This is a genomic window from Blastococcus sp. HT6-30 (assembly GCF_039729015.1).
Classification (GTDB): domain Bacteria; phylum Actinomycetota; class Actinomycetes; order Mycobacteriales; family Geodermatophilaceae; genus Blastococcus.
In genome coordinates, this window is the sequence record NZ_CP155792.1 from 3,135,555 (window position 1) to 3,158,269 (window position 22,715).

A 22,715-nucleotide genomic window follows, 5' to 3' on the forward strand; every position below is an offset into this window, starting at 1 on the left:
CTTCTCTCCTGCCCGACTCAGCGGACGGTCGTGACGACGGGCTGGCCGGCGAAGGGGAACCCGAGCTGGCGGAGCAGCTCGCGACCCTCCTCGTCGGTGGTGGCGGTGGTGACGAGCGTGATGTCCATGCCGCGCGACCGGTCGATCTTGTCGACGTCGATCTCGCGGAACATCGACTGCTCCGTCAGCCCGAAGGTGTAGTTGCCGTGACCGTCGAACTGCTTGGCGTTGAGGCCGCGGAAGTCACGGATACGGGGAAGAGCCAGCGACAGCAGACGGTCGAGGAACTCCCACATGCGGTCGCCGCGAAGGGTGACCTTGGCGCCGATCGGCATGCCCTCGCGCAGCTTGAACTGCGCGATGGACTTCCGTGCCCGGACGACGGCGGGCTTCTGGCCGGTGATGGCGGTGAGGTCGCGGACCGCGCCGTCCATCAGCTTCGCGTCGCGGGTGGCCTCGCCGACGCCCATGTTGACGACGATCTTCGTCAGGCGCGGGATCTGCATGACGTTCTCGTAGCCGAACTCGCCCTGCAGCGTGGGCACGATGTTGTCGCGGTAGTTGGCGAGCATGCGGGGCAGCTCACGGGTGGGTGCGCTCATGATCAGAGGTCCTTACCGGTGCGCCGCGAGACCCGGATGTTGCGGCCTTCCTCGTCCTTGCGGTAGCCGACCCGGGTCGGCTTGTCCTCGGAGTCGATCACCATCACGTTGCTGACGTGGATGGGAGCCTCCTGCGTGACGATCCCGCCCTGCTGGGCGCCCCGCTGCGTCGAGCTGATGCGGGTGTGCTTCTTCACCCGGCCGACGCCCTCGACCAGAACCTTCTGGAGCTTGGGGTAGGCGGCGATGACGCGGCCCTTCGCGCCCTTGTCCTTGCCGGACAGCACGAGGACGGTGTCGCCCTTCTTGACCTTCATCGACGGGGTCTTCCCGCTGGCTGCCTGAGCCATGATCACAGCACCTCCGGGGCGAGCGAGATGATCCGCATGAAGCGCTTGTCACGGAGCTCCCGGCCCACGGGCCCGAAGATGCGCGTGCCGCGCGGGTCGCCGCTGTCGCGGATGATCACGGCGGCGTTCTCGTCGAAGCGGATGTAGGAGCCGTCCGGACGACGGCGCTCCTTCACCGTGCGGACGACGACAGCCTTGACCACGTCGCCCTTCTTGACGCCGGCGCCCGGCAGCGCGTCCTTCACGGTGCCGACGATGACGTCACCGATGCCCGCGTAGCGTCGCCCGGAGCCTCCGAGAACCCGGATGCAGAGGATCTCCTTCGCACCGGTGTTGTCGGCGACTCGCAGCCGCGACTCCTGCTGGATCACGTCCTTCTCCCAAATACTTGTGGTGACAGCCGGGCCGGAACGGTGAACCGGCTGTCCGGCACTCGCGTGCGGACGCACCGGCGGCTGATCGCCGCCGGTGCGTCCGGAGCACGGGTACCGGGATGTGGCGCGCACCGGGGCGCGCGCCAGTCGTCCAGGGTACTCCTACCCGCAGCGGCCCCGGAGGGCCGCCTGGCGCAGGCTTACTTGGCCTTCTCGACGACCTCGACCAGCCGCCACCGCTTGGTGGCCGACGTGGGCCGGGTCTCCATGATCTGCACGCGGTCACCGATGCCGGCGACCCCCTGCTCGTCGTGCGCCTTCAGCTTGCTCGTCCGGCGGATGACCTTGCCGTACAGGCCGTGCTTCACGCGGTCCTCGACCTCGACGACGATGGTCTTCTCCATCTTGTCGCTGACGACGAGGCCCTCGCGGACCTTGCGGTAGCCACGGCCGGCCAGGCCGGGGCCGGTCGACTCCTGGGTCTCGCTCATGCCACACCCTCGTTCGGGGCGACCGAGAGACCCAGCTCGCGCTCGCGCATGATCGTGTAGATCCGGGCGATGTCGCGGCGGACGGTCTGCAGTCGCCGGTTGTTGTCCAGCTGGCCGGTGGCCACCTGGAAGCGCAGGTTGAACAGTTCTTCCTTCGACTCACGCAGCCGCGAGGCGAGCTCGTCAGCGGAGAGCTCGCGCAGCTCGGGAGCGGTCAGACCGGCGGCCATCACACTTCTCCTTCACGCGTGATGAAGCGGCACTTCATCGGCAGCTTGTGGATCGCGCGGCGCATGGCCTCGCGGGCCACGGGCTCGGCGACACCGGACAGCTCGAACAGCACGCGACCGGGCTTGACGTTGGCCACCCACCACTCGGGCGAACCCTTACCCGAGCCCATGCGGGTCTCGGCGGGCTTCTTCGTCAGGGGCCGGTCGGGGTAGATCGAGATCCACACCTTGCCGCCACGCTTGATGTGCCGGGTCATCGCGATACGCGCCGACTCGATCTGCCGGTTCGTGACGTAGGCCGGCTCCAGGGCCTGGATGGCGTACTCACCGAAGTTGATCTCGGTGCCGCCCTTGGCCCGGCCGGAGCGGCTCGGGTGGTGCTGCTTGCGGTGCTTGACGCGCCGTGGGATGAGCATGGCGTCAGGCCCCCTCTTCCGAACTCGTAGCCGTGGTGTTCTCGGCGGCCGTGGTCTCGGCAGCGGCGGTGGCCTCCGGGCCGGCAGCCTGGCCGAGCGTCTGCTCGGCAGGAGCCTCGCCGGAGGTCTGCGCGACCACTGCGTCATCCGCAGCCGCGACGGGCGTGGTGCCCTCGGCAGCGGCACGGCCGGCCTCGGTGCCACCGGCGGTCGTGCCGGACGAGCCGGACCGACGCGGACGCTGCGGGCGCTCGCGACGCTGCCCCTGACGGGCGGCGAGGGCCTCGAGGGCCTCGCGCTCGGCGCGGGAGCCGCTGACGTCGCCCTTGTAGATCCACACCTTGACGCCGATGCGACCGAAGGTCGTCCGGGCCTCGTAGATGCCGTAGTCGATGTTCGCCCGGAGCGTGTGCAGGGGCACGCGGCCCTCGCGGTAGAACTCCGAGCGGCTCATCTCGGTGCCGCCGAGGCGGCCCGAGCACTGCACCCGGATGCCCTTGACCTGCGGGCTCCGCTGCGCGGACTGCATCGCCTTGCGCATGGCACGGCGGAAGCTGACCCGGCTGGAGAGCTGCTCGGCCACGCCCTGGGCGACCAGCTGCGCGTCGGACTCGGGGTTCTTCACCTCGAGGATGTTCAGCTGCACCTGCTTGCCGGTGAGCTTCTCCAGCTCGCCGCGGATGCGGTCGGCCTCGGCGCCGCGGCGGCCGATGACGATGCCCGGACGGGCGGTGTGGATGTCGACGCGGACCCGGTCACGGGTGCGCTCGATCTCCACCTTGGAGATGCCGGCCCGCTCCATGCCCTTGGACATGAGCTTGCGGATCGCGACGTCTTCCTTGACGTAGTCCTTGTACAGCTTGTCCGCGTACCACCGGGACTTGTAGTCGGTGGTGATCCCGAGTCGGAACCCGTGCGGGTTGACCTTCTGACCCACTAGCGGGTCCCTCCCCTCGTGTTGCTGGTGGACTGCTGGGTAGCCGGGCCGGACTGGCCGGTGTCCCGGCGCGCCTTGCGCGACTTCTGCGCGAGGACGGCGCTGGTGGCCACCTCGCTCACCTCGATGGTGATGTGGCTGGTCCGCTTGTTGATGCGGAACGCCCGGCCCTGCGCACGCGGACGGATCCGCTTGAGCGTGGGGCCCTCGTCGACGTAGGCGGCGCTGACCACGAGTGCAGCCGGGTCCAGCTGCAGGTTGTGCTCGGCGTTGGCCACCGCGCTGGCGACGACCTTGGCGACCGGCTCGCTGGCCGACTGCGGGGCGAACCGCAGCAGCGCCAGGGCCTCGTCGGTCGGCAGGTAGCGGATCAGGTCCACCACCCGGCGGGCCTTCATGGGGGTCACGCGGACGAACCGGGCCGTTGCCCGGGCGACCGGCGCCTCCTGTCCCAACTGGGAAGTCATCGGAATCTCTCTCTACCTGGTCAGCCCCGCCGCGAGCGGCGGTCGTCCTTGATGTGCCCGCGGAAGGTGCGCGTCGGCGCGAACTCCCCGAGCTTGTGCCCGACCATCGCCTCGGTGACGAACACCGGGACGTGCTTGCGGCCGTCGTGCACCGCGAGGGTGTGGCCCAGCATGTCGGGGATGATCGTCGAGCGGCGCGACCAGGTACGGATCACGTTCTTGGTGCCCTTTTCGTTCTGGGCGTCCACCTTGGCGAGCAGGTGGTCGTCGACGAACGGGCCCTTCTTCAGGCTGCGTGGCATGTCTATCGGACTCCTTTACCCGCTCAGCGCTTCTTGTTGGTGCGCCGGCGGCGCACGATCAGGGCGTCACTGGCCTTCCGCTTGCGCGTCCGGCCCTCCGGCTTGCCCTTCGGGTTCACCGGGTGGCGTCCACCGGAGGTCTTGCCCTCACCACCACCGTGCGGGTGGTCCACCGGGTTCATGGCGACACCACGGACGGTCGGGCGCTTGCCCTTCCACCGCATCCGGCCTGCCTTGCCCCAGTTGATGTTCGACTGCTCGGCGTTGCCCACCTCACCGACGGTCGCGCGGCAGCGCACGTCGACGTTGCGGATCTCGCCCGACGGCATGCGCAGCTGGGCGAACCGGCCCTCACGGGCGACCAGCTGGACGCTGGTACCCGCGGACCGGGCGATCTTCGCGCCGCCACCGGGACGGAGCTCGATGGCGTGAACCACCGTGCCGACCGGGATGTTCCGCAACGGCAGGTTGTTGCCCGGCTTGATGTCGGCGGCAGGGCCGCACTCGACCGTGTCGCCCTGCTTCAGGCGGGCCGGCGCGATGATGTAGCGCTTCTCGCCGTCGGCGAAGTGCAGGAGCGCGATCCGCGACGTGCGGTTCGGGTCGTACTCGATGTGCGCGACCTTGGCCGGCACGCCGTCCTTGTCGGCGCGACGGAAGTCGATCACCCGGTACGCACGCTTGTGGCCGCCGCCCTGGTGACGAGCGGTGACCTTCCCGTGCACGTTGCGCCCGCCACGACCGTGCAGCGGTCGGACCAGCGACTTCTCGGGGTGGTCTCGCGTGACCTCGGCGAAGTCGGCGACGCTGGAGCCGCGGCGGCCCGGCGTCGTCGGCTTGTACTTGCGGATAGCCATTGCTGACTCAGTCCTCTATCTCTGGTCCGAACGGTCACGGCGCTCAGGCGCCGGGACCACCGAAGATCTCGATGCGGTCGCCGGCAGCCACGGAGACGATGGCGCGCTTGGTGTCCTTGCGCTTGCCCATCTGGGTACCCCGGCTGCGCTTGCGCTTGCCCTGGCGGTTGATCGTGTTCACGCCGAGGACCTTCACCTTGAAGATCTGCTCGACCGCGATCTTGATCTGCGTCTTGTTGGCGTCCGGCCGCACGATGAACGTGTACTGGTTGCCGTCGAGCAGGCCGTAGCTCTTCTCGGAGATGACCGGGGCGAGCAGGACGTCCCGGGGGTCGCGGACGCTCATGCCTTCTCCTCGGTGGTCTCTTCGACGTTGCCCTCGCCGGCGGCGGGGGCGATGGACGGGACGCCACCGGCGATCTCGTGGGTGGCGAGGTCGGGCAGGTCGGCGCCGGAGCGCTTGCCCTTGGCCGGACCGGCGACGAACTCGGCCAGCGCCGCCTCCGTGAAGATCACCTCGTCAGAGACCAGCACGTCGTAGGTGTTGAGCTGGCCGGCCTCGATCAGGTGCACCTCGGGGACGTTGCGCAGGCTGACCCAGTTCACGATGTCCTCGCGGTCCAGGACGATGAGGACCCGCTTCGCCTGCGTCACCGCGTTGAGGGTCGCCAGGGCGGCCTTCGTCTTCGGGGCATCGCCGTCCACGAACGCGGAGACCACGTGCACCCGGCCCTCGCGGGCCCGGTCGGAGAGGGCTCCGCGTAGGGCGGCGGCCTTCATCTTCTTCGGGGTCTTCTGCTCGTAGTTGCGCGGCGTGGGGCCGTGCACGATGCCACCGCCGGTGAACTGCGGCGCGCGGATCGAGCCCTGGCGGGCCCGGCCGGTGCCCTTCTGCCGGTACGGCTTGACGCCACCACCGCGGACCTGCGCCCGCGTCTTGGTCGCGTGCGTGCCCTGGCGGGCCGCGGCCAGCTGGGCCACGACCACCTGGTGCATGAGGGAGACGTTGGCATCGGCGTCGAAGAGCTCACCGGGCAGCGTGACGCTGCCGGAGGTCTCCCCCGCCGGGGTGCGCACGTCGACCTGGCGGTCGGTGCGCGTCTCGGTGGACTGGGTCACTTGTCGTCACTCCCCACGGGCCCACCCTTGACCGCCGAACGGACCAGCACGAGGCCGCCCTTCGGGCCGGGGATGGCGCCCTTGATCAGCAGCAGGCCACGCTCGGCGTCCACCTTGTGGACGTTGAGCGACAGGGTCGTGGTCTTTACCGCGCCCATGCGGCCGGCCATGCGCAGGCCCTTGAAGACCCGGCCGGGGGTGGACGCGCCACCGATCGAGCCGGGGGCGCGGTGCTTGCGGTGCGTGCCGTGACCGGCGCCCAGACCCTTGAAGCCGTGACGCTTCATGACACCGGCCGTGCCCTTGCCCTTGCTGGTGCCGATGACGTCCACCTTGGCCACGCCGTCGAACACGTCGGTGGTCAGCTCCTGGCCGACCGTGTAGTTGCCGGCGTCCGAGGTGCGGAGTTCCACCAGGTGCCGCCGCGGCGTGACGCCCGCCTTGGTGAAGTGCCCGCCCTCGGGACGGTTCACCTTGCGCGGGTCGATCTCACCGAAACCGAGCTGGACGGCGGAGTAGCCGTCGACCTCGGGGGTGCGCACCTGGGTCACCACACACGGGCCCGCCTTGACGACGGTCACCGGCACGAGGCGGTTGTTCTCGTCGAAAACCTGGGTCATCCCCAGCTTCTCGCCGAGGAGACCACGAAATGTGCTCGCCATGTCTGCTGACTGCCCTTACTGAATGTTGACGTCGACCGAAGCCGGCAGGTCGATGCGCATGAGCGCGTCGACCGTCTTCGGCGTCGGGTCGAGGATGTCGATGAGCCGCTTGTGCGTGCGCATCTCGAAGTGCTCGAACGAGTCCTTGTACTTGTGCGGTGAACGGATCACCGCGTACACGTTCTTCTCCGTCGGCAGCGGCACCGGGCCGACGACGCGCGCTCCGGTCTTCGTCACCGTCTCCACGATGCGCCGCGCCGAGGCGTCGATGGCCTCGTGGTCGTATGCCTTCAGCCGGATGCGGATCTTCTGTCCCGCCATCGCCTGTTCTCGCTCCTGCCGATCGGTTGTGAAGGTTCAAGTGGGTCTGCTGACCCGGGCGGATCCGGGTTGTCCCAGACCCATGACCGGGCGGCGGCCGGATCCCCGGCCGCCGCCTGTCAGGGTGTTACTTGATGATCTTCGTGACGCGCCCAGCGCCGACGGTCCGGCCACCCTCGCGGATGGCGAACCGGAGACCCTCCTCCATGGCGATGGGCTGGATGAGCTCCACCGTCATCTCGGTGTTGTCGCCCGGCATGACCATCTCGGTGCCGGCGGGCAGGGTCACGACGCCGGTCACGTCCGTCGTCCGGAAGTAGAACTGGGGACGGTAGTTGTTGAAGAACGGCGTGTGACGGCCACCCTCGTCCTTCGAGAGGATGTAGACCGAACCCTCGAAGTTGGTGTGCGGGGTGATCGAGCCGGGCTTCACGACGACCTGGCCGCGCTCCACGTCCTCACGCTTGATGCCGCGGAGGAGCAGGCCCACGTTGTCGCCGGCCTGGCCCTGGTCGAGCAGCTTGCGGAACATCTCGACGCCGGTGACGGTCGTCTTCGTCGAACCCTCGCGGATACCGACGATCTCGATCTCCTCGGAGACCTTCACGATGCCGCGCTCGACGCGACCGGTGACGACGGTGCCGCGACCGGTGATCGTGAAGACGTCCTCGACGGGCATGAGGAACGGCTTGTCGATCTCGCGCTCCGGCTCGGGGATCGCCGAGTCGACGGCGTCCATGAGCTCCATGAGCTTGTCGCCCCACTCGGCGTCGCCCTCGAGGGCCTTCAGCGCGGAGACGCGGACCACGGGGACGTCGTCGCCCGGGAACTCGTACTCGCTGAGCAGCTCGCGGACCTCCAGCTCGACGAGCTCGAGGATCTCCTCGTCGTCGACCATGTCGGCCTTGTTGAGCGCCACGACGATGTAGGGGACGCCGACCTGGCGGGCCAGGAGGACGTGCTCCTTGGTCTGCGGCATCGGGCCGTCGGTGGCGGCCACGACCAGGATCGCGCCGTCCATCTGCGCGGCACCGGTGATCATGTTCTTGATGTAGTCGGCGTGCCCGGGGCAGTCGACGTGCGCGTAGTGCCGGTTCTCGGTCTGGTACTCGACGTGCGCGATCGAGATCGTGATCCCGCGAGCCTTCTCCTCGGGCGCCTTGTCGATCTGGTCGAACGCGGACGCCTCGTTGAGGTTCGGGTACTTGTCGTGCAGGACCTTGGTGATCGCTGCGGTCAGCGTCGTCTTGCCGTGGTCGATGTGCCCGATGGTGCCGATGTTGACGTGCGGCTTGTTCCGCTCGAACTTGGCCTTGGCCACTGGGTTCCTCTCCTCGTGGTTACGCAGGTGGTGCGTGCTCTGGGGTGGGGGCTCTGCTCAGGAGGTCGCGGGCTGTCGGCCCGCCTCCCGGTTACTCGCCGGTCGCCTCCGCGGAGTTCATGACTCGGCTCCGGGATCGCTCCGCTCCTCGGGCCGCGGACGGCCCTGCGATGCTCACTCTCCCGTCGCCTTCGCGATGATCTCCTTGGCGACGTTGGCCGGGACCTCGGCGTACGAGTCGAACACCATCGAGTAGCTCGCCCGTCCCTGGGTGCGGCTGCGCAGGTCGCCCACGTAGCCGAACATCTCCGACAGCGGGACCAGGGCCCGGACGACGCGGGCGCCGGAGCGCTCCTCCATCGCCTGGATGATCCCGCGGCGGGAGTTCAGGTCGCCGATCACGTCTCCCATGTTGTCCTCGGGCGTCGTGACCTCGACCGCCATCAGCGGCTCGAGCAGGGCCGGGCTGGCCTTGCGCGCTGCCTCCTTGAAGGCGATGGAGCCGGCGATCTTGAAGGCCATCTCCGACGAGTCGACCTCGTGGTACTGGCCGTCGAGCAGGCTGGCCTTGACGCCCACCATGGGGTAGCCGGCCAGGACGCCGTACTGCATCGCGTCCTGCATGCCCTGGTCGACCGAGGGGATGTACTCCCTCGGGATGCGACCACCGGTGACCTTGTTCTCGAACTCGTAGGTCGCCGAGTCGGCGCTCATCTCGAGCGGCTCGATCGCGATCTGGACCTTCGCGAACTGCCCGGAGCCACCCGTCTGCTTCTTGTGCGTGTAGTCGTAGCGCTCGACGGCCTTGCGGATCGTCTCGCGGTAGGCCACCTGCGGCTTGCCGACGTTGGCCTCGACGTTGAACTCCCGGCGCATCCGGTCCACCAGGATCTCCAGGTGGAGCTCGCCCATGCCGGAGATGACGGTCTGCCCGGTCTCCTCGTCCAGCTTCACCTGGAAGGTCGGGTCCTCCTCGGCGAGCTTCTGGATGGCGGTGCCCAGCTTCTCCTGGTCGCTCTTGGTCTTGGGCTCGATGGCGACCGAGATGACCGGGGCCGGGAAGGTCATCGACTCGAGGATCACCGGCTTCTGCGGGTCGCAGAGGGTGTCACCCGTCGTCGTCTGCTTCAGGCCGTTGACGGCCACGATCTGGCCGGCGCCCACGCCCTCGCGCTCTTCGCGCTTGTTGGCGTGCATCTGGTAGATCTTGCCGATCCGCTCCTTGCGGTCCTTGGTGCTGTTCAGCACCGGGGACCCGGCGTCGAGCCGGCCGGAGTAGACGCGGATGTAGGTCAGCTTGCCCAGGTGCTGGTCGGTCTGGATCTTGAACGCCAGAGCGGAGAACGGCTCGTCCTCGTCGGCGTGCCGCAGCACCTCGGTCTCGCCGTCGAGGGCCGTGCCCACGATCGCCTCGATGTCCAGCGGGCTGGGCAGGTAGTCGACGACCGCGTCGAGCAGGGGCTGCACGCCCTTGTTCTTGAAGGCGGTGCCGGTCAGGACCGGGTTCACCTGACCACCGATGGTGGCCTTGCGGATGGCGGCCTTGAGCCGGTCCACGGAGATCTCCTCGCCACCGAGGTAGTCCTCCATGAGCGAGTCGTCGAAGTCCGCGATGTTCTCGAGCAGCTTCTCGCGGTACTCGGCGGCCTGGTCGGCGAGCTCGGCCGGGATCTCCTCGACCGCGTAGTCCTCGCCCATCTTGGTCTCGCCGCGCCACGTGAGGGCGCGCATCTCGACCAGGTCGACGACGCCGATGAAGTCGGCCTCGGCACCGATCGGCAGCTGCAGCACCAGCGGGTTGGCGGCCAGCCGCTCCACCATCATGTCGACGCAGCGGAAGAAGTCGGCGCCCGTGCGGTCGAGCTTGTTGACGAAGCACATGCGCGGGACGCCGTACTTCTCGGCCTGCCGCCACACCTGCTCGGTCTGCGGCTCCACACCGGCGACACCGTCGTAGACCGCGACCGCGCCGTCGAGCACCCGCAGCGACCGCTCGACCTCGACGGTGAAGTCGACGTGCCCGGGGGTGTCGATGATGTTGATGTCGTGGCCGTTCCAGGAGCACTTCGTCGCGGCCGACGTGATGGTGATGCCGCGCTCCTGCTCCTGCTCCATCCAGTCCATCGTGGCCGCGCCGTCGTGGACCTCACCGATCTTGTACGTGATGCCGGTGTAGAAGAGGATGCGCTCGGTCGTGGTGGTCTTGCCGGCGTCGATGTGCGCCATGATCCCGATGTTGCGGGTCTTACGCAGCTGGGCCTCGTTGCTGGCCATTACTTCTCCTCTTTGTTCTGGTCCGCGAGCGGGGTCCGGGGGTGGCCCGGACTTCCCGCCGGCCGCGGGTGCTGGTGGACGGACGTCACCAGCGGTAGTGCGCGAAGGCCTTGTTCGACTCGGCCATCTTGTGCGTGTCCTCGCGCCGCTTCACGGCGGCACCCAGGCCGTTGCTCGCGTCGAGCAGCTCGTTCATCAGGCGCTCGGTCATCGTCTTCTCGCGACGGGCCCGGCTGTACTGGATGAGCCAGCGCAGGCCGAGCGTCGTGCTGCGGGAGGCTCGGACCTCGACCGGGACCTGGTAGGTCGCGCCACCGACGCGGCGGCTGCGGACCTCGAGGGCCGGCTTCACGTTGTCCAGCGCGCGCTTCAGCGTGACGACCGGGTCGGTGTCGGTCTTGGCGCGGGCGCCCTCGAGCGCGCCGTAGACGATCGCCTCGGCGACCGAACGCTTGCCGTCGACCAGCACCTTGTTCACCAGCTGGGTGACCAGCGGCGACTGGTACACCGGGTCGGCGACCAGCGGACGCTTCGGTGCGGGGCCCTTGCGCGGCATTAGCTCTTCTCCTTCTTCGCGCCGTACCGGCTGCGAGCCTGCTTGCGGTTGCGGACACCCTGGGTGTCCAGCGAGCCGCGGATGATCTTGTACCGCACGCCGGGCAGGTCCTTCACACGGCCGCCGCGCACGAGCACCATCGAGTGCTCCTGCAGGTTGTGGCCGACGCCCGGGATGTAGGCGGTCACCTCGATGCCACTGGTGAGGCGGACGCGAGCGACCTTGCGCAGCGCCGAGTTCGGCTTCTTCGGCGTCGTCGTGTACACGCGCGTGCAGACACCGCGACGCTGGGGCGAACCCTTCAGCGCCGGGGTGTTGGTCTTCTCGACCTTGTCCTCGCGGCCCTTGCGGACCAGCTGGTTGATCGTGGGCATGGGTGGCCTGGATCTCCTACCTGCGCTGGGTGGTGCTGTCGAATACCTGCTGACTGCTCTGCGGTGGTGCTGGGGTGCCGGCTCCTCGTCGGAACCTTCCCGGGGGCGGTCGTGTTCCAACGTCCGGTCCACGCGGTCGGGCGTGTCGCCCTTCCCGGGACCGGTTCGGTGTCGGACCGAACTCGGTTGCCCCTCGCGACTCGGCGCCGCCACCCCCCGGATCAGGTCCGGAAGGGCGGTCCCCGGCGGCCTGAAGTTCTCACCTCTGGCCACCCAGGCGCACCGCGAACGGGAGCAGGCCCAGGGCACCCTGGGCACGGCTGACCACGATACCCGTGCCGGTGGAGACGGTCAAAGGCGGGGTCCCTCACACACGTCGACACGTCGACCGGAGGGGCCGGGCAGGGACGAGCTGTCCGCACGGTACCGCCGTGTGCCGCCGAGGCACAGCTCCTCCGCTTCCCCGCGCGGCGCCCGATAGCGTGCGGGACGGCGCCGACGGTGGCGCCGCGACACAGAGGAGTGCACGTGCGCATCGGCATCCAGGCCAGCTACAGCGGTGGTTTCCAGGAGACGGCGGCGGAGATCCGCGACCTCGAGTCCGCGGGGCTCGACCTGGCCGCGGTGGCCGAGGTCTACACCTTCGACGCGGTCAGCCAGCTGGGCTACCTCGCGGCGGTGACCGAGCGGGTCGAGCTGTTGAGCGCCATCTTCCCCATCTACAGCCGGACCCCGGCGCTGACCGCGATGACCGCCGCCGGCCTGGACTTCGTCTCCGGCGGGCGCTTCACCCTCGGCCTGGGCGCCTCGGGCCCGCAGGTGATCGAGGGCTGGCACGGCGTCCCCTACGACGCCCCGCTGCAGCGCACCCGCGAGGTCGTGGAGGTCTGCCGGCAGGTGTGGCGTCGCGACCGTCTGGACCACCAGGGCCGGAAGTACACGATCCCGCTGCCGGCCGATCAGGGCACCGGCCTGGGCAAGCCGCTCAAGCTCATCAACACCCCGGTGCGCGAGCGCATCCCGGTGATGCTGGCCGCGCTGGGCCCCAAGAACGTCGAGCTCGCCGCCGAGATCGCCGAGGCCTGGGAGCCGATCTTCTTCGTGCCCGAGAAGGCGGCGTCGGTGTGGGGCGAATCCCTCGCCGCCGGCAAGGCCAAGCGGGACCCGGCGCTCGGCGACCTGCAGGTCACCACCGGCGTCCCCGTGGCGATCGGCGAGGACGTCGAGCCGATGCTGGAGTTCGTGAAGCCGTCGCTGGCGCTCTACATCGGCGGCATGGGGGCACGGGGCAAGAACTTCTACAACGACCTCGCCGTCCGGTACGGCTACGAAGCGCAGGCGAAGACCATCCAGGACCTCTACCTCGGCGGGAAGAAGGACGAGGCCGCCGCCGCGGTGCCGGACGAGCTGGTGCGGGCGTCCTCGCTCATCGGCCCGGAGGGCCACGTCGCGGAGCGCATCGCGGCCTTCCGCGAGGCCGGGGTCACCACGCTCATGCTCCAGCCTCTCGACGGTAGCCGTGAGGGCCGCCTCAAGACCGTGGAGACGATGAAGCGGCTCGCCGGCTGAGCAAGCTGCAGGCCCCACAGGCCGGGGAGAGCCGCCGGGGGCCTTCGCGATCGCGAAGGCCCCCGGAGGTCCCACTGTCCGAGACGGCGCCCGGTCCGCAGCCGTTCCCAACCGGGCCCCGAGGCGAGAAGTCCTCGACACCCCCTGGGCCGCGACGAACGCTACGGACCGTCCCCGGGGGGCCTGATCCCGCGATCGACACGAACCTCCCGTGCCGTGGGCGTGGACGGACTCGCGTCGGCCTCCACGGACACGGGAGTCCCCGGCTCGTCATCCGCGCCCGTCCCATCCGCCCCTTGGCCGTCCCCGTCGCGAGGTCGATCACCTGATCCCTTCATACGGCCGCGGAGCATCGAGAACAGCGGCCACATCCACGTCAGCAGGACCGCGACGATGAGGGCAGCGCTCACCGGCCGGGTGAAGAACTGCGCCAGGTCCCAGTTCGTCACGGTCACGGCGGCGGTGAAGTTCCGCTCCACGATCGGGCCGAGCACCAGTCCGAGCACGACAGGTGCCAGCGGAATGCCGGCGCGCTCCATCAGGAAGCCGACGATTCCCATCCCCAGCATCACCCAGATGCCGAGCAAGCTGTTGTTGACCGAATAGCTGCCGACGACACAGAAGACGACGATGACCGGCAGCAGTACATGCCGTGGGACCCGCAGGACGAACCCGCTCATCCGAATGGCGAGGTAGCCGAGGGGGATCAGCAGCAGGTTGGCCAGGATGAAGATCAGGTAGACGGCCGTGACCAGCTCCGGCTGGTCACGGAAGATCGCCGGACCTGGCGTGAGCCCCTTGAGGTACAGGACACCGATCAGGATGGCCGTGATGGTATCCCCGGGGATACCGAGGGTGAGCGTCGGAACCCAGGCCGACGCCAGCGAGGAGTTGTTGGCCGAGCCGGCGGCGGCGATGCCCTCGGTGCTGCCCTTGCCGAACTTCCCCGGCTCCTTGGCCCCGTTCTTGGCGGTGCCGTAGGACACCCAGGCGGCCACGTCGCCACCTGCCCCGGGCAGGGCTCCGACGACGGAACCGATGGCACCGCCGCGCAGCATGTGCCGGCTCTCGCGACGGCTATGACGGCCGATGCGGCGCCAGAACCCCTTCATGTCGATGCGCGGCGGCCGCTGCATCACATGCTTGGCGAGCACGTTGCGCAGCACCTCGGACAGCCCGAAGAGGCCGATCATCGCGGGGATGAAGTTGATCCCGCCGAGCAGTCCATCCGATCCGAAGGTGAAGCGGGGAAAGCCCATGGTCGGGTCCAGCCCGACGGTGCCCAGCAGCAGCCCCAGCGACAGGGCGATGACGCCCTTGACCTGCGAGCCGCGTGAGATCACCACCGCGGTGCTGAGGCCGAGGACGGCGAACCAGAAGTACTCGAAGGAGGTGAACTGCAGCGCGAACTCGGCCACGATCGGGGCCGCCAGGATGAGCACGACACTGCCCATGATCCCGGCGACGGCCGATCCGACCAGGCCGATGCCCAGCGCGAGGTCGCCCTTTCCCTGCCGGGTCAGGAAGTAGGCGTCATCGGTGTAGGCCGCGCTGGCCGGGGTGCCGGGCATGCGCACCAGCGCGCTCGGGATGTCCCCCGCGAAGATGGCCATCGCCGACATCGTGATGATCGACGCCAGTGCGGCCACCGGCTCGAGGAAGAAGGCGAACGGCACCAGCAGCGCGGTGGCCAGCGTCGCGGTCAGGCCGGGGATCGCGCCCATGAACAGGCCGTAGATCGCCGACAGGAGGATGACCAGCAGGACCGTCGGATCCAGGATCATGAGCGCGGCGTCGGTCAGGTTGCCCACGCGTCAGCCCTCCCAGATGGCGCTGGGCAGAGGCACCAGCAGGATCTCGCCGAAGATGTACCAGACGAAGCCAGCGACACCGATGGCCACCGGCACGGCAACCTTCAGCACCTTGGTGCCGAGCACGACCATCAGGCCACCGACGACTAGCGCCACGGTCAGGAAGAAGCCGAGGACGTCGGACAGGAAGACGTACACCGGCACCGCCAGCAGGATCGCGGCCGCGTTGAGCAGTGCCCGACGCGTGGGGCGCTCGACCGCCTCCCCCCGGGTGGTGGACGCGCCCTCCGGCGGCCGGGTCCTGCGCAGACTGAGCAGGACCCGGGCCAGGAGCAGCAGTCCGCACACCGCGAAGACGGCCCCGACCAAGGTCGGGAACAGCCCCGGACCGGGATAGCCGCCGGCAGCCTCGGGGAAGGATCGTGATTCCCAGATCGCGGCCAATCCCAGAGCCAGGCACACGAGTGCCACGACCGTGTCATCTCGCCGTTGCGTGCGCGTGAGCTGCATCGAAACGTCCCTCGTCGGTCGTGGTGCTCAGCTGGTCCCGATCCCCATCTGGTCGATGAGCTCCGCCATGGCCTGGTCCTGCTCCTCCCAGAACTCCGCCGTCTCAGCGGCGTCCATGTACGTGATGGCGGAGTTGGTGTTGGCCATGAAGTCGATGAACTCCTGGCTCTCGACGGTCGTGGCGACCGCCCCGTCCAGAGTCTCGACGACGCAGTCCGGCAGACCCGCCGGACCACCGACGCCGCGCCACACGGAGTGCGTGAAGTCGACCCCCTGCTCCGTCAGCGTGGGAACGTCCGGGAAGCCCTCCTCCCGCTCGTCGGCCATGACCGCGAGGGCCTTGACCCGCCCCTCCTCGATCATGGCCTGGTTCTCCTGCAGGGAGGCGAAGGAGATGTCGATGCCACCCGCCAGGACCTCCTGGAGGGCGGGCGCGGCACCCTGGCTCGGCACCCAGCGAATGGTGTCGAGGGGCAGGCCGGCCTCGATCAGCATGCCGGCCCGGGCGATGTCCCAGACTCCGCCGGCACCCGTGCCCGAGCCCACCAGCTCGCCCGGGTTCTCCTCCGCGTAGGCGAGCAGTTCCTCGATCGAGTCGTAGGGGGCGTCCGCGCGGACGGTGACGCCGGCGGGGACGGTGCTGACCACGGAGATCGGCGTCAGGTCGTCCTTGGTCACGTTCCCCAGACCCACGCGGGGATAGATCATCGTCTGCACGGTGACCGAGCCGATGGTGGAGCCGTCCGGCTCCGCGTTCGCGAGCGCCGTCTTGCCGACGACGGCCGAGCCCTCGGGCATGTTCACCACGTTGACCTGGACGCCGAGCTCGTCGCTCATCCCCTGGGCAAGAGCGCGGCCCAGGACGTCGGTCCCGCCGCCCGCCGCGTACGGCATGATGTACTCGATCGGCCCCGAGGGGTAGGCCTCGCCGTTCACCTCGCAGCCGCCGCCGTCGGCGCCGCCGCCCTCGGCCGCGGTGGTGTCGCCACCGTCGCCGGAGGTTCCGCAGGCAGCGAGGAGAAGAGCTGCTGCACCGAAAGCGAGGGCCCGCGTCATCACCCCCCCACGACCGCCACTAGGGCCACCGGCTACCACCGATGCACCGGCGCAGCCGATGCGTGCTGTTGCGTTCATGCAGAACCCTCCGCTAACCAACGTTTGTTAAACAGGTCACACGGAAGCTAGGTGGGGGTCGGACAACCGTCAACGCCACGCCTGCCATCGGGCGGGTCACGTTTTGGTGACGACGCACGTGTAAACAAACGCACGTTCACTGCTAGGTTGCCTCACGCTCCGACCGGACGTCGACGTACCTGCACCATCGGGAGGGCCGCGCGGTGAGCACTGCCCCGGAGGACGACCGCCTTCCCGGCACGGCGCAGGCGATCCTCGACGCCGCCGTCGATCTGTTCGTCGGCAGGAACTACGAGGGCGCGTCCATGCGCGAGATCGCCGCTGTCGTCGGAGTCACCCCGGCAAGCCTCTACAACCACTACCGGTCCAAGGAGGACATCCTCTGGGAGATCGTGCAGCGGTCCTGGCGAGCCCTGAGCGATGTGCAGATGAGCTCCGGCTCGTCGGCATCGGGAACGGTCGAGCAGTTCGTGTCCTTCGTCGACGCCCACAGTCGCTTCCACGCCACGCATCCCCGGCTGGCCGGCATCGCCAACCGGCAGCTGCAGAGCCTGGAGTCGCGCCGGTACCGCACCGTGATGGAGCGCCGGCGGGACTACGCGGGCAGACTGCAGACGATCGTGTCAGCCGGCGTGGCGGAGGGCGTCTTCACCGTGCCGCACGTGCCGGTCGCGGCGTTCGCCCTCCTGGATGTCGGCATGGGGCTCACCCGGTGGTTCGACCCGTCGAAGGAGCTCTCGGTCGATGAGATCTGCACGGCCCACGTGGAGCTCGCGTTGCGCGCGGTGCACTACACGGGTGACCGGCAGCGACTCTCGTCCCACCTGGGTGACCGCGACGGGCGCGGGGCCACCGTGGCCGGCCCGGTCGCTTCAGGAACACAGGTGGAAGGACCCGGCCGGACTCCCGGCAGCCCCTGACGGCGACCAGCGGCGCCCCGCCGGCCGGGCCGAGTGCCCGGCAGCCGGAGCCGGCCGCCCGCACCTTGACCGTCTCCCCGGCCTCCGGTTAGCGTCCGGCCCACCGGACGAACGAACGTTCATGAAGCGTCAGCTGCGGAACCGATCCGGTGGCCACGCGACTGAACTGCGCTGGGGGTACGAACATGGACTTCGCGTTCACCGCGCGGACGCAGCAACTGATCGGCGAACTCGAGGACTTCATGCGCGGGCACGTCTACCCCGCCGAGCCACTGTTCGCGGAGCAGGCGGCAGCCATGGACGACCCGTGGGACACGCCTCCGGTGATGGAGGACCTGAAGGCCGAGGCACGCCGACGCGGGCTCTGGAACCTGTTCCTGCCGCACTCCGAGTTCGGCACAGGGCTCTCGAACGCCGAGTACGCGCCCCTGGCGGAGATCACCGGCCGCAGCCCGATCATCGCACCCGAGGCACTGAACTGCAGCGCCCCCGACACCGGCAACATGGAGCTGCTGGCCCTGTTCGGCAGCCCGGAACAGCGCGAGCGCTGGTTGACGCCGCTCCTGGAGGGGGAGATCCGCTCCGTCTACAGCATGACGGAGCCCGCCGTCGCCTCCTCCGACGCCAGCAACATCGAGACCCGGATCCGCCGGGACGGCGACGAGTACATCGTGACCGGGCGCAAGTGGTGGTCCTCCGGAGCGATGAGCCCACGATGCCGGATCGCGATCGTCATGGGCGTGACCAACCCGGAGAACGACCGGCACGATCGGCACGGCATGATCCTGGTCCCGCTGGACACCCCGGGCGTCAACGTTCTCCGCTCCACGTCGGTGTTCGGATTCACCGACGGCATCCACGGCGGCCATGCCGAGATCCACTACGACGACGTGCGCGTCCCCACCGGGAACCTGCTGGGCACGGAGGGCGGCGGCTTCGCGATGGCCCAGGCCCGCCTCGGTCCGGGCCGGATCCACCACTGCATGCGACTGATCGGGATGGCGGAGCGGGCGCTGGAACTCATGTGCCGGCGAGCGAAGGAGCGGGTCGCGTTCGGCAAGCCCATCGCCGAACAGGGCGTCCTCCAGGACTGGGTCGCCGAGTCCCGGATCAGGATCGAGCAGGTGCGGTTGCTGGTACTCAAGACCGCCTGGCTGATGGACACCGTGGGGAACAAGGGTGCACGGGTGGAGATCGCCGCGATCAAGGTGGCGGCACCGGCCGTCGCCACGTGGGTCGTGGACCGCGCGATCCAGGCGCACGGGGGTGCCGGCGTCTCGCAGGACACGCCCCTGGCGGCGCTCTACGCCCAGGCCCGCCTTCTCCAGATCGCCGACGGCCCGGACGAGGTGCACAAGATGACGCTGTCCCGGCGGGAGCTGCGCCAGTACGACTGATCGGCGCCCGCCCACGACGACCGCAGCTCCGCCAGGCGCTCCCGGTAGCGCTGCACGTCGCCCAGCTCGACGTCCTCGTAGCCGCGCACATGTCGGCAGCGCCGCGCTCCCCACCGCCGTGTTGATCACCCGGTCCCCCAGGGGCTCGAGAACTTCCTCCAGCACCTCGCAGTACTCCCGCACCAGCCCGCGCGCCACCCGGCGGATCTCGGCGCGGCCGAACGGGTCGAGCGCCGTGCCGCGCACCCGCCGCATGGCGTACAGAGCCGAGGAGGCGGGACCGAACGAGCGACCGAGTGCCGAGCGGACGGTCCCGCCACTGCCGCCTACGCGACGCCCAGGTACGCCCGGCGGAAGTCCGGATCCCCGGACAGCTCCCGCGACGATCCGTGCCGGGCCACCCGCCCGTTCTCCAGCACGTACGCGCGGCTGGCCACGCCCAGTGCCATCGAGACGTTCTGCTCCACGAGGAGCATGCTCAACTTCCGTTCCCGGTTGAGGTCGGCGATCACCCGCTCGATCCGCTCGACGATGACCGGGGCCAACCCGAACGACGGCTCGTCGAGCAACAGCAACCGGGGGCGGGCCATGAGCGCCCGCCCGATGGCGCACATCTGCTGCTCCCCTCCCGACAGCGTGCCGGCGTCCTGACGGGCCCGCTGGGCGAGAATCGGGAAGAGGTCCTGCACGAACTCGAGATCACGCTCGATCTCCGCCTTGTCCGACCGCAGGAAGGCACCCATCCGCAGGTTCTCCGTCACCGTCATCTCGGGGAACAGCAGCCTCCCCTCGGGAGCGTGCACGACCCCCAGCCGGATGACGTCGGCCGGCCGTAGAGGGCCGAGGTCCTCGCCGTCGAACCGGAGGGTCCCGACCGTCGACACGGTGCGGGATATGGCGGACAACGTCGTACTCTTGCCGACCCCGTTGGGGCCGAGGACGGCGACGAGCTCGCCCTCCTCCACGGTGATCTCGTCGATGTGGACAGCGGGGACGGCGTTGTACGACGCCCGCATGTCCCGGATCTCAAGAAGGGGCATCGAACATCCTCGTCGCCTTGGTGCCGAGGTATGCCTCGATCACCTGCTCGTTCTCCACGACCTCCCGCGGGGCACCGTGGGCGATCTGCTCACCGAAGTTCATGACGATGACCTCGTCGACCAACCGCATGAGGGCGGGCAGCTTGTGCTCGACCATGACCATCGTGATGCCCCGCGCCCGCAGCTCCCGGAGCACCGTGCTCACCCGCTCGATCTCGTCCTGCGACAGGCTGGAGAACGGCTCGTCGAGCAGCAGCAGCGCCGGATCCGTTGCCAGCGCCCGGCCGATGTCCACCAGGCGCAACGCGGCGACGTTCAGCTCTTCGGTGTACGCGTCGAGCAATGGGACCAGGCCGAGTTCCTCGGCGATCTCGCCGATGTAGGCATCCATCCCCCGGTCCCGCGCGCGAGCCCGGGGCCGACTCGAGCTGGCCGCCAGCGAGAGGATCTGCCGGACGGTCATGTGCGGCATGGGTGAAGCCAGCTGGAAGGTCTTGGCCACGCCGTGGTGGACCACCGCGCTGCTGGACTTGCCGGTGATGTCGTCGCCTTCCATGACGACCCGTCCGCTCGTCGGCCGGTCGACCCCGGAGATGAGGTTGAACAGCGTGGACTTCCCGGCACCGTTGGGGCCGATGATGCCGAGGACGTGGCCCCGGCGGACCTGGAAGGAGATGTCGTTCACCGCGACCAGCCCCCCGAACCGCCTGGTCAGTCCCCGGACCTCCAGGATGACGTCCTGATCGATCGCCGTACTCATCGCGGGGAGCTCGCGGTCGCCACGGATCCCGGTTCCTCGGGGGTCAACGCTGCCTCCGACCTCGGTGAGTGTCGCAGCCGCCGTCGGCGGATGCGGTCCTGGATCTCCCGGACGACTCCGTCGGGGAACAGATAGATCGCCAGCATGATCGACCCGAGCAGGATGATCGTCCGCCACTCCTCCAGGACGCGAAGGTTCTGGTCGAGGACGTAGAAGAGACACCCGGCGATGAGCGGCCCGGCGAGCGTGCCTCGCGACCCGATCATCGCGTAGAGGACGATGAGGGTACCGACCACACCGGCCGCCAGCTCCGAGTTCACCGACCCCTGGACGTGCGCGGTGAGGGCGCCGGCGATGCCGGCGAAGAACATCGCGATCCCGAAGGTCATGATCCGGTAAAAGGTCGTGTTGTGACCCGAGGCCCGGGTGATGTCGTCGTTGGCCTTGATCCCCATGAGGATCAACCCGATCCGGCTGCGGTAGTACTGATGCAGCAGCAAGTAGGACACGGCCAGCAGGGCGAGGACGACGTAGTAGTCACCCCTGGCCGACTCGGTGATGAAGTCGACCCCCGAGATCCCCTCCTCACCCCCGAAGAACTCGTCCCAGATGAAGCTGAGCTTGTAGAGCGTCACGGCCAGCGCCAGGGTGACGAGGGCGAAGTAGGGACCCCGCAGGCGCAGCGTGAGCCCGCCGGCCAGGAGCCCCAGGAGCATCGCCACGAGCGCACCGGCCGGCACGGTGATCCAGGCGCTGTACTCGAACTCCAGGTTCAGCCAGCCGGCCGTGAATGCGCCGGCCAGCAGCCAGAACGGGTGCCCGAAGTTAATCTCCTCGGTCGTCCCCGAGAGCACGTCCCACGACATCACGTAGAAACCGTAGAGGAGGGCGATCGTGAGCATCTGGGTCACGAACGGGTCGGCGATCATCAGCACGGCGACCGCCATGACCACGAGGCCGACCAGCACGACGGGAGAGCCCACGACTCGGACGTTCTTGAGTGCCGTGTCCATCTAGAGCCTGACCTGCTTTCCGAAAAGACCTGCCGGCCGGATCGCCAGGACCGCGATGATCACCACGAACGCGACCAGTTCGGTGTACGCGGCGCCGATCTGCAGGGCGGTGGCCGTCTCGATGAGTCCGACCAGGAAGGCGCCGGCGATCGTGCCGTAGAGGCTGCCGAGGCCGCCCATCACCACGATCGCGAACGAGAGGATCAACGGGGGGATCCACATCAGCGGATCGACGACGCGGATCGGCCCCATCAGCGCGCCGGAGAGCCCGGCGGTGCAGCCGGCGAGGAAGAAGACGATGGCGAACGCCTTCACCGGGTCGATGCCCATAAGCACCGCCCCGTGCCGGTTCTGGGCGACCGCCACCACCGAACGGCCCTGCCTCGTGTACTTCAGGTAGAGGACCATCGCGACGACCGCCAGCACGGCGACCGGCACGATGATCAGCTCCTGGCTGATCACCCGCACCCCGAACACGGTGCCGTAACTGTTCACGAAGGCCGGCGGGGTCGCACGCTCGGCACCGAAGACCTGACGGAAGATCTCACCGGCCAGCAGGGACAGTGCCAGGGACATCACCAGGATGTAGTCGTGCCTCGGGTTCTTCAGTCCTCGCAACAGCACGTAGAACTGGAAGAGGGCGATCAGCCCGCTCGCCAGGGCACCGACGACGACCGCGATGATGATCATCGCGACGCCCCCCTCGCCGAGGACGTAGTCGTAGAAGATGTAGGAGAAGTACGCCCCGATCATGAAGTAGGCGCCATGCGCCAGGTTGATCACGCGGGCGACGCTGAAGATCAGCGCGAACCCGAGAGCGAGCAGCGCGTACAGCGTCCCCCGCGTGATCCCCAGGACGAGGATGTTCAGGAGTTCGTCCAAGGCGGAGCTCCCCTAGTCGCTCTGTG

At 68.9% G+C, this 22,715-nt stretch carries 27 protein-coding genes and 1 pseudogene; 3 read left to right on the forward strand and 25 right to left on the reverse strand.

Annotated features, from left to right (window positions below; all coding sequences use genetic code 11):
* Positions 1–17: 17 nt before the first annotated feature.
* The 18 genes and pseudogenes from rplE to rpsL form a co-directional block, all read right to left on the reverse strand.
* Positions 18–572 carry a 50S ribosomal protein L5 gene (rplE, locus tag ABC795_RS15150; RefSeq protein WP_347060732.1) on the reverse strand — a complete coding sequence of 185 codons (555 nt, stop codon included), beginning with the start codon at positions 570–572 and terminating at the stop codon, positions 18–20.
* A 32-nt stretch (positions 573–604) separates the two neighbouring features.
* Complete coding sequence (gene rplX / locus ABC795_RS15155; protein WP_014377982.1) at positions 605–919, reverse strand: 50S ribosomal protein L24; 315 nt, start codon at positions 917–919, stop codon at positions 605–607.
* Positions 920–954: 35 nt separating this feature from the next.
* Positions 955–1,323 carry a 50S ribosomal protein L14 gene (gene rplN, locus ABC795_RS15160; RefSeq protein WP_091929103.1) on the reverse strand — a complete coding sequence of 123 codons (369 nt, stop codon included), beginning with the start codon at positions 1,321–1,323 and terminating at the stop codon, positions 955–957.
* Between the two features lie 203 nt (positions 1,324–1,526).
* Positions 1,527–1,817 carry a 30S ribosomal protein S17 gene (gene rpsQ, locus ABC795_RS15165; RefSeq protein ID WP_347058010.1) on the reverse strand — a complete coding sequence of 97 codons (291 nt, stop codon included), beginning with the start codon at positions 1,815–1,817 and terminating at the stop codon, positions 1,527–1,529.
* Positions 1,814–2,047: a 50S ribosomal protein L29 gene (gene rpmC / locus ABC795_RS15170; RefSeq protein ID WP_097194642.1), complete on the reverse strand. Its 234-nt coding sequence runs from the start codon at positions 2,045–2,047 to the stop codon at positions 1,814–1,816. The genes rpsQ and rpmC overlap by 4 nt, the downstream gene beginning before the upstream one ends.
* Positions 2,047–2,463 carry a 50S ribosomal protein L16 gene (gene rplP / locus ABC795_RS15175; RefSeq protein ID WP_040338546.1) on the reverse strand — a complete coding sequence of 139 codons (417 nt, stop codon included), beginning with the start codon at positions 2,461–2,463 and terminating at the stop codon, positions 2,047–2,049. The genes rpmC and rplP overlap by 1 nt, the downstream gene beginning before the upstream one ends.
* 4 nt (positions 2,464–2,467) lie before the next feature.
* Positions 2,468–3,400, reverse strand: a complete 933-nt coding sequence (rpsC, locus tag ABC795_RS15180) for a 30S ribosomal protein S3 (protein WP_347058011.1) — start codon at positions 3,398–3,400, stop codon at positions 2,468–2,470.
* A gap of 119 nt (positions 3,401–3,519) precedes the next feature.
* Positions 3,520–3,867 (reverse strand): annotated as a pseudogene (gene rplV, locus ABC795_RS15185) (50S ribosomal protein L22); the annotation flags it as partial.
* A gap of 20 nt (positions 3,868–3,887) precedes the next feature.
* Positions 3,888–4,169 carry a 30S ribosomal protein S19 gene (rpsS, locus tag ABC795_RS15190; protein ID WP_091536448.1) on the reverse strand — a complete coding sequence of 94 codons (282 nt, stop codon included), beginning with the start codon at positions 4,167–4,169 and terminating at the stop codon, positions 3,888–3,890.
* A 23-nt stretch (positions 4,170–4,192) separates the two neighbouring features.
* Positions 4,193–5,026: a 50S ribosomal protein L2 gene (gene rplB, locus ABC795_RS15195; protein ID WP_073421345.1), complete on the reverse strand. Its 834-nt coding sequence runs from the start codon at positions 5,024–5,026 to the stop codon at positions 4,193–4,195.
* A gap of 43 nt (positions 5,027–5,069) precedes the next feature.
* Positions 5,070–5,372: a 50S ribosomal protein L23 gene (gene rplW / locus ABC795_RS15200; protein WP_347058012.1), complete on the reverse strand. Its 303-nt coding sequence runs from the start codon at positions 5,370–5,372 to the stop codon at positions 5,070–5,072.
* Positions 5,369–6,145, reverse strand: coding sequence for a 50S ribosomal protein L4 (gene rplD, locus ABC795_RS15205; RefSeq protein ID WP_347058013.1), 777 nt, complete (start codon positions 6,143–6,145; stop codon positions 5,369–5,371). The genes rplW and rplD overlap by 4 nt, the downstream gene beginning before the upstream one ends.
* Positions 6,142–6,807 (reverse strand): 50S ribosomal protein L3, encoded by a 666-nt coding sequence (gene rplC, locus ABC795_RS15210; protein ID WP_347058014.1) that lies wholly within the window; start codon positions 6,805–6,807, stop codon positions 6,142–6,144. The genes rplD and rplC overlap by 4 nt, the downstream gene beginning before the upstream one ends.
* A gap of 15 nt (positions 6,808–6,822) precedes the next feature.
* Positions 6,823–7,128, reverse strand: coding sequence for a 30S ribosomal protein S10 (gene rpsJ, locus ABC795_RS15215; RefSeq protein WP_014377994.1), 306 nt, complete (start codon positions 7,126–7,128; stop codon positions 6,823–6,825).
* Between the two features lie 127 nt (positions 7,129–7,255).
* Positions 7,256–8,449 carry an elongation factor Tu gene (gene tuf, locus ABC795_RS15220; RefSeq protein ID WP_347058015.1) on the reverse strand — a complete coding sequence of 398 codons (1,194 nt, stop codon included), beginning with the start codon at positions 8,447–8,449 and terminating at the stop codon, positions 7,256–7,258.
* 174 nt (positions 8,450–8,623) lie between these two features.
* Positions 8,624–10,723, reverse strand: a complete 2,100-nt coding sequence (gene fusA / locus ABC795_RS15225; RefSeq protein WP_347058016.1) for an elongation factor G — start codon at positions 10,721–10,723, stop codon at positions 8,624–8,626.
* Between the two features lie 85 nt (positions 10,724–10,808).
* Complete coding sequence (gene rpsG / locus ABC795_RS15230; RefSeq protein ID WP_091929116.1) at positions 10,809–11,279, reverse strand: 30S ribosomal protein S7; 471 nt, start codon at positions 11,277–11,279, stop codon at positions 10,809–10,811.
* Positions 11,279–11,653: a 30S ribosomal protein S12 gene (rpsL, locus tag ABC795_RS15235; protein WP_347058017.1), complete on the reverse strand. Its 375-nt coding sequence runs from the start codon at positions 11,651–11,653 to the stop codon at positions 11,279–11,281. Before rpsL ends, rpsG begins: the two co-directional genes overlap by 1 nt.
* A gap of 528 nt (positions 11,654–12,181) precedes the next feature.
* On the opposite strand from rpsL, the gene ABC795_RS15240 reads away from it, so the two are divergent.
* Positions 12,182–13,222 carry an LLM class F420-dependent oxidoreductase gene (locus ABC795_RS15240; protein ID WP_347058018.1) on the forward strand — a complete coding sequence of 347 codons (1,041 nt, stop codon included), beginning with the start codon at positions 12,182–12,184 and terminating at the stop codon, positions 13,220–13,222.
* Positions 13,223–13,383: 161 nt separating this feature from the next.
* Here the strand turns inward: ABC795_RS15240 and ABC795_RS15245 are convergent, their stop codons facing one another.
* The 3 genes from ABC795_RS15245 to ABC795_RS15255 form a co-directional block, all read right to left on the reverse strand.
* Positions 13,384–15,033, reverse strand: a complete 1,650-nt coding sequence (locus tag ABC795_RS15245) for a tripartite tricarboxylate transporter permease (protein ID WP_347058019.1) — start codon at positions 15,031–15,033, stop codon at positions 13,384–13,386.
* A 3-nt stretch (positions 15,034–15,036) separates the two neighbouring features.
* The gene (locus tag ABC795_RS15250) at positions 15,037–15,504 is read right to left on the reverse strand and encodes a tripartite tricarboxylate transporter TctB family protein (RefSeq protein WP_347058020.1); all 468 of its coding nucleotides are present in this window, start codon (positions 15,502–15,504) and stop codon (positions 15,037–15,039) included.
* Positions 15,505–15,570: 66 nt separating this feature from the next.
* Positions 15,571–16,599, reverse strand: a complete 1,029-nt coding sequence (locus ABC795_RS15255) for a tripartite tricarboxylate transporter substrate binding protein (RefSeq protein ID WP_347058021.1) — start codon at positions 16,597–16,599, stop codon at positions 15,571–15,573.
* 281 nt (positions 16,600–16,880) lie between these two features.
* On the opposite strand from ABC795_RS15255, the gene ABC795_RS15260 reads away from it, so the two are divergent.
* Positions 16,881–17,597, forward strand: coding sequence for a TetR/AcrR family transcriptional regulator (locus tag ABC795_RS15260; RefSeq protein WP_347058022.1), 717 nt, complete (start codon positions 16,881–16,883; stop codon positions 17,595–17,597).
* 185 nt (positions 17,598–17,782) lie between these two features.
* Positions 17,783–18,994 (forward strand): acyl-CoA dehydrogenase family protein, encoded by a 1,212-nt coding sequence (locus ABC795_RS15265; RefSeq protein WP_347058023.1) that lies wholly within the window; start codon positions 17,783–17,785, stop codon positions 18,992–18,994.
* A 326-nt stretch (positions 18,995–19,320) separates the two neighbouring features.
* On the opposite strand, the gene ABC795_RS15270 is transcribed toward ABC795_RS15265, so the two are convergent.
* Genes ABC795_RS15270 through ABC795_RS15285 form a run of 4 tightly spaced genes read right to left on the reverse strand, consistent with a single transcriptional unit; the run spans position 19,321 to position 22,689 of the window.
* On the reverse strand, positions 19,321–20,034 hold the full coding sequence (locus ABC795_RS15270) for an ABC transporter ATP-binding protein (RefSeq protein ID WP_347058024.1): 714 nt from the start codon (positions 20,032–20,034) through the stop codon (positions 19,321–19,323).
* The gene (locus tag ABC795_RS15275) at positions 20,021–20,794 is read right to left on the reverse strand and encodes an ABC transporter ATP-binding protein (protein WP_347058025.1); all 774 of its coding nucleotides are present in this window, start codon (positions 20,792–20,794) and stop codon (positions 20,021–20,023) included. The genes ABC795_RS15270 and ABC795_RS15275 overlap by 14 nt, the downstream gene beginning before the upstream one ends.
* Positions 20,791–21,807: a branched-chain amino acid ABC transporter permease gene (locus ABC795_RS15280; RefSeq protein ID WP_347058026.1), complete on the reverse strand. Its 1,017-nt coding sequence runs from the start codon at positions 21,805–21,807 to the stop codon at positions 20,791–20,793. Before ABC795_RS15280 ends, ABC795_RS15275 begins: the two co-directional genes overlap by 4 nt.
* A complete protein-coding gene (locus ABC795_RS15285) occupies positions 21,808–22,689 on the reverse strand; it encodes a branched-chain amino acid ABC transporter permease (RefSeq protein WP_347058027.1) in 882 nt (293 codons plus the stop codon). It abuts the gene before it with no gap.
* Between the last annotated feature and the right edge of the window lie 26 nt (positions 22,690–22,715).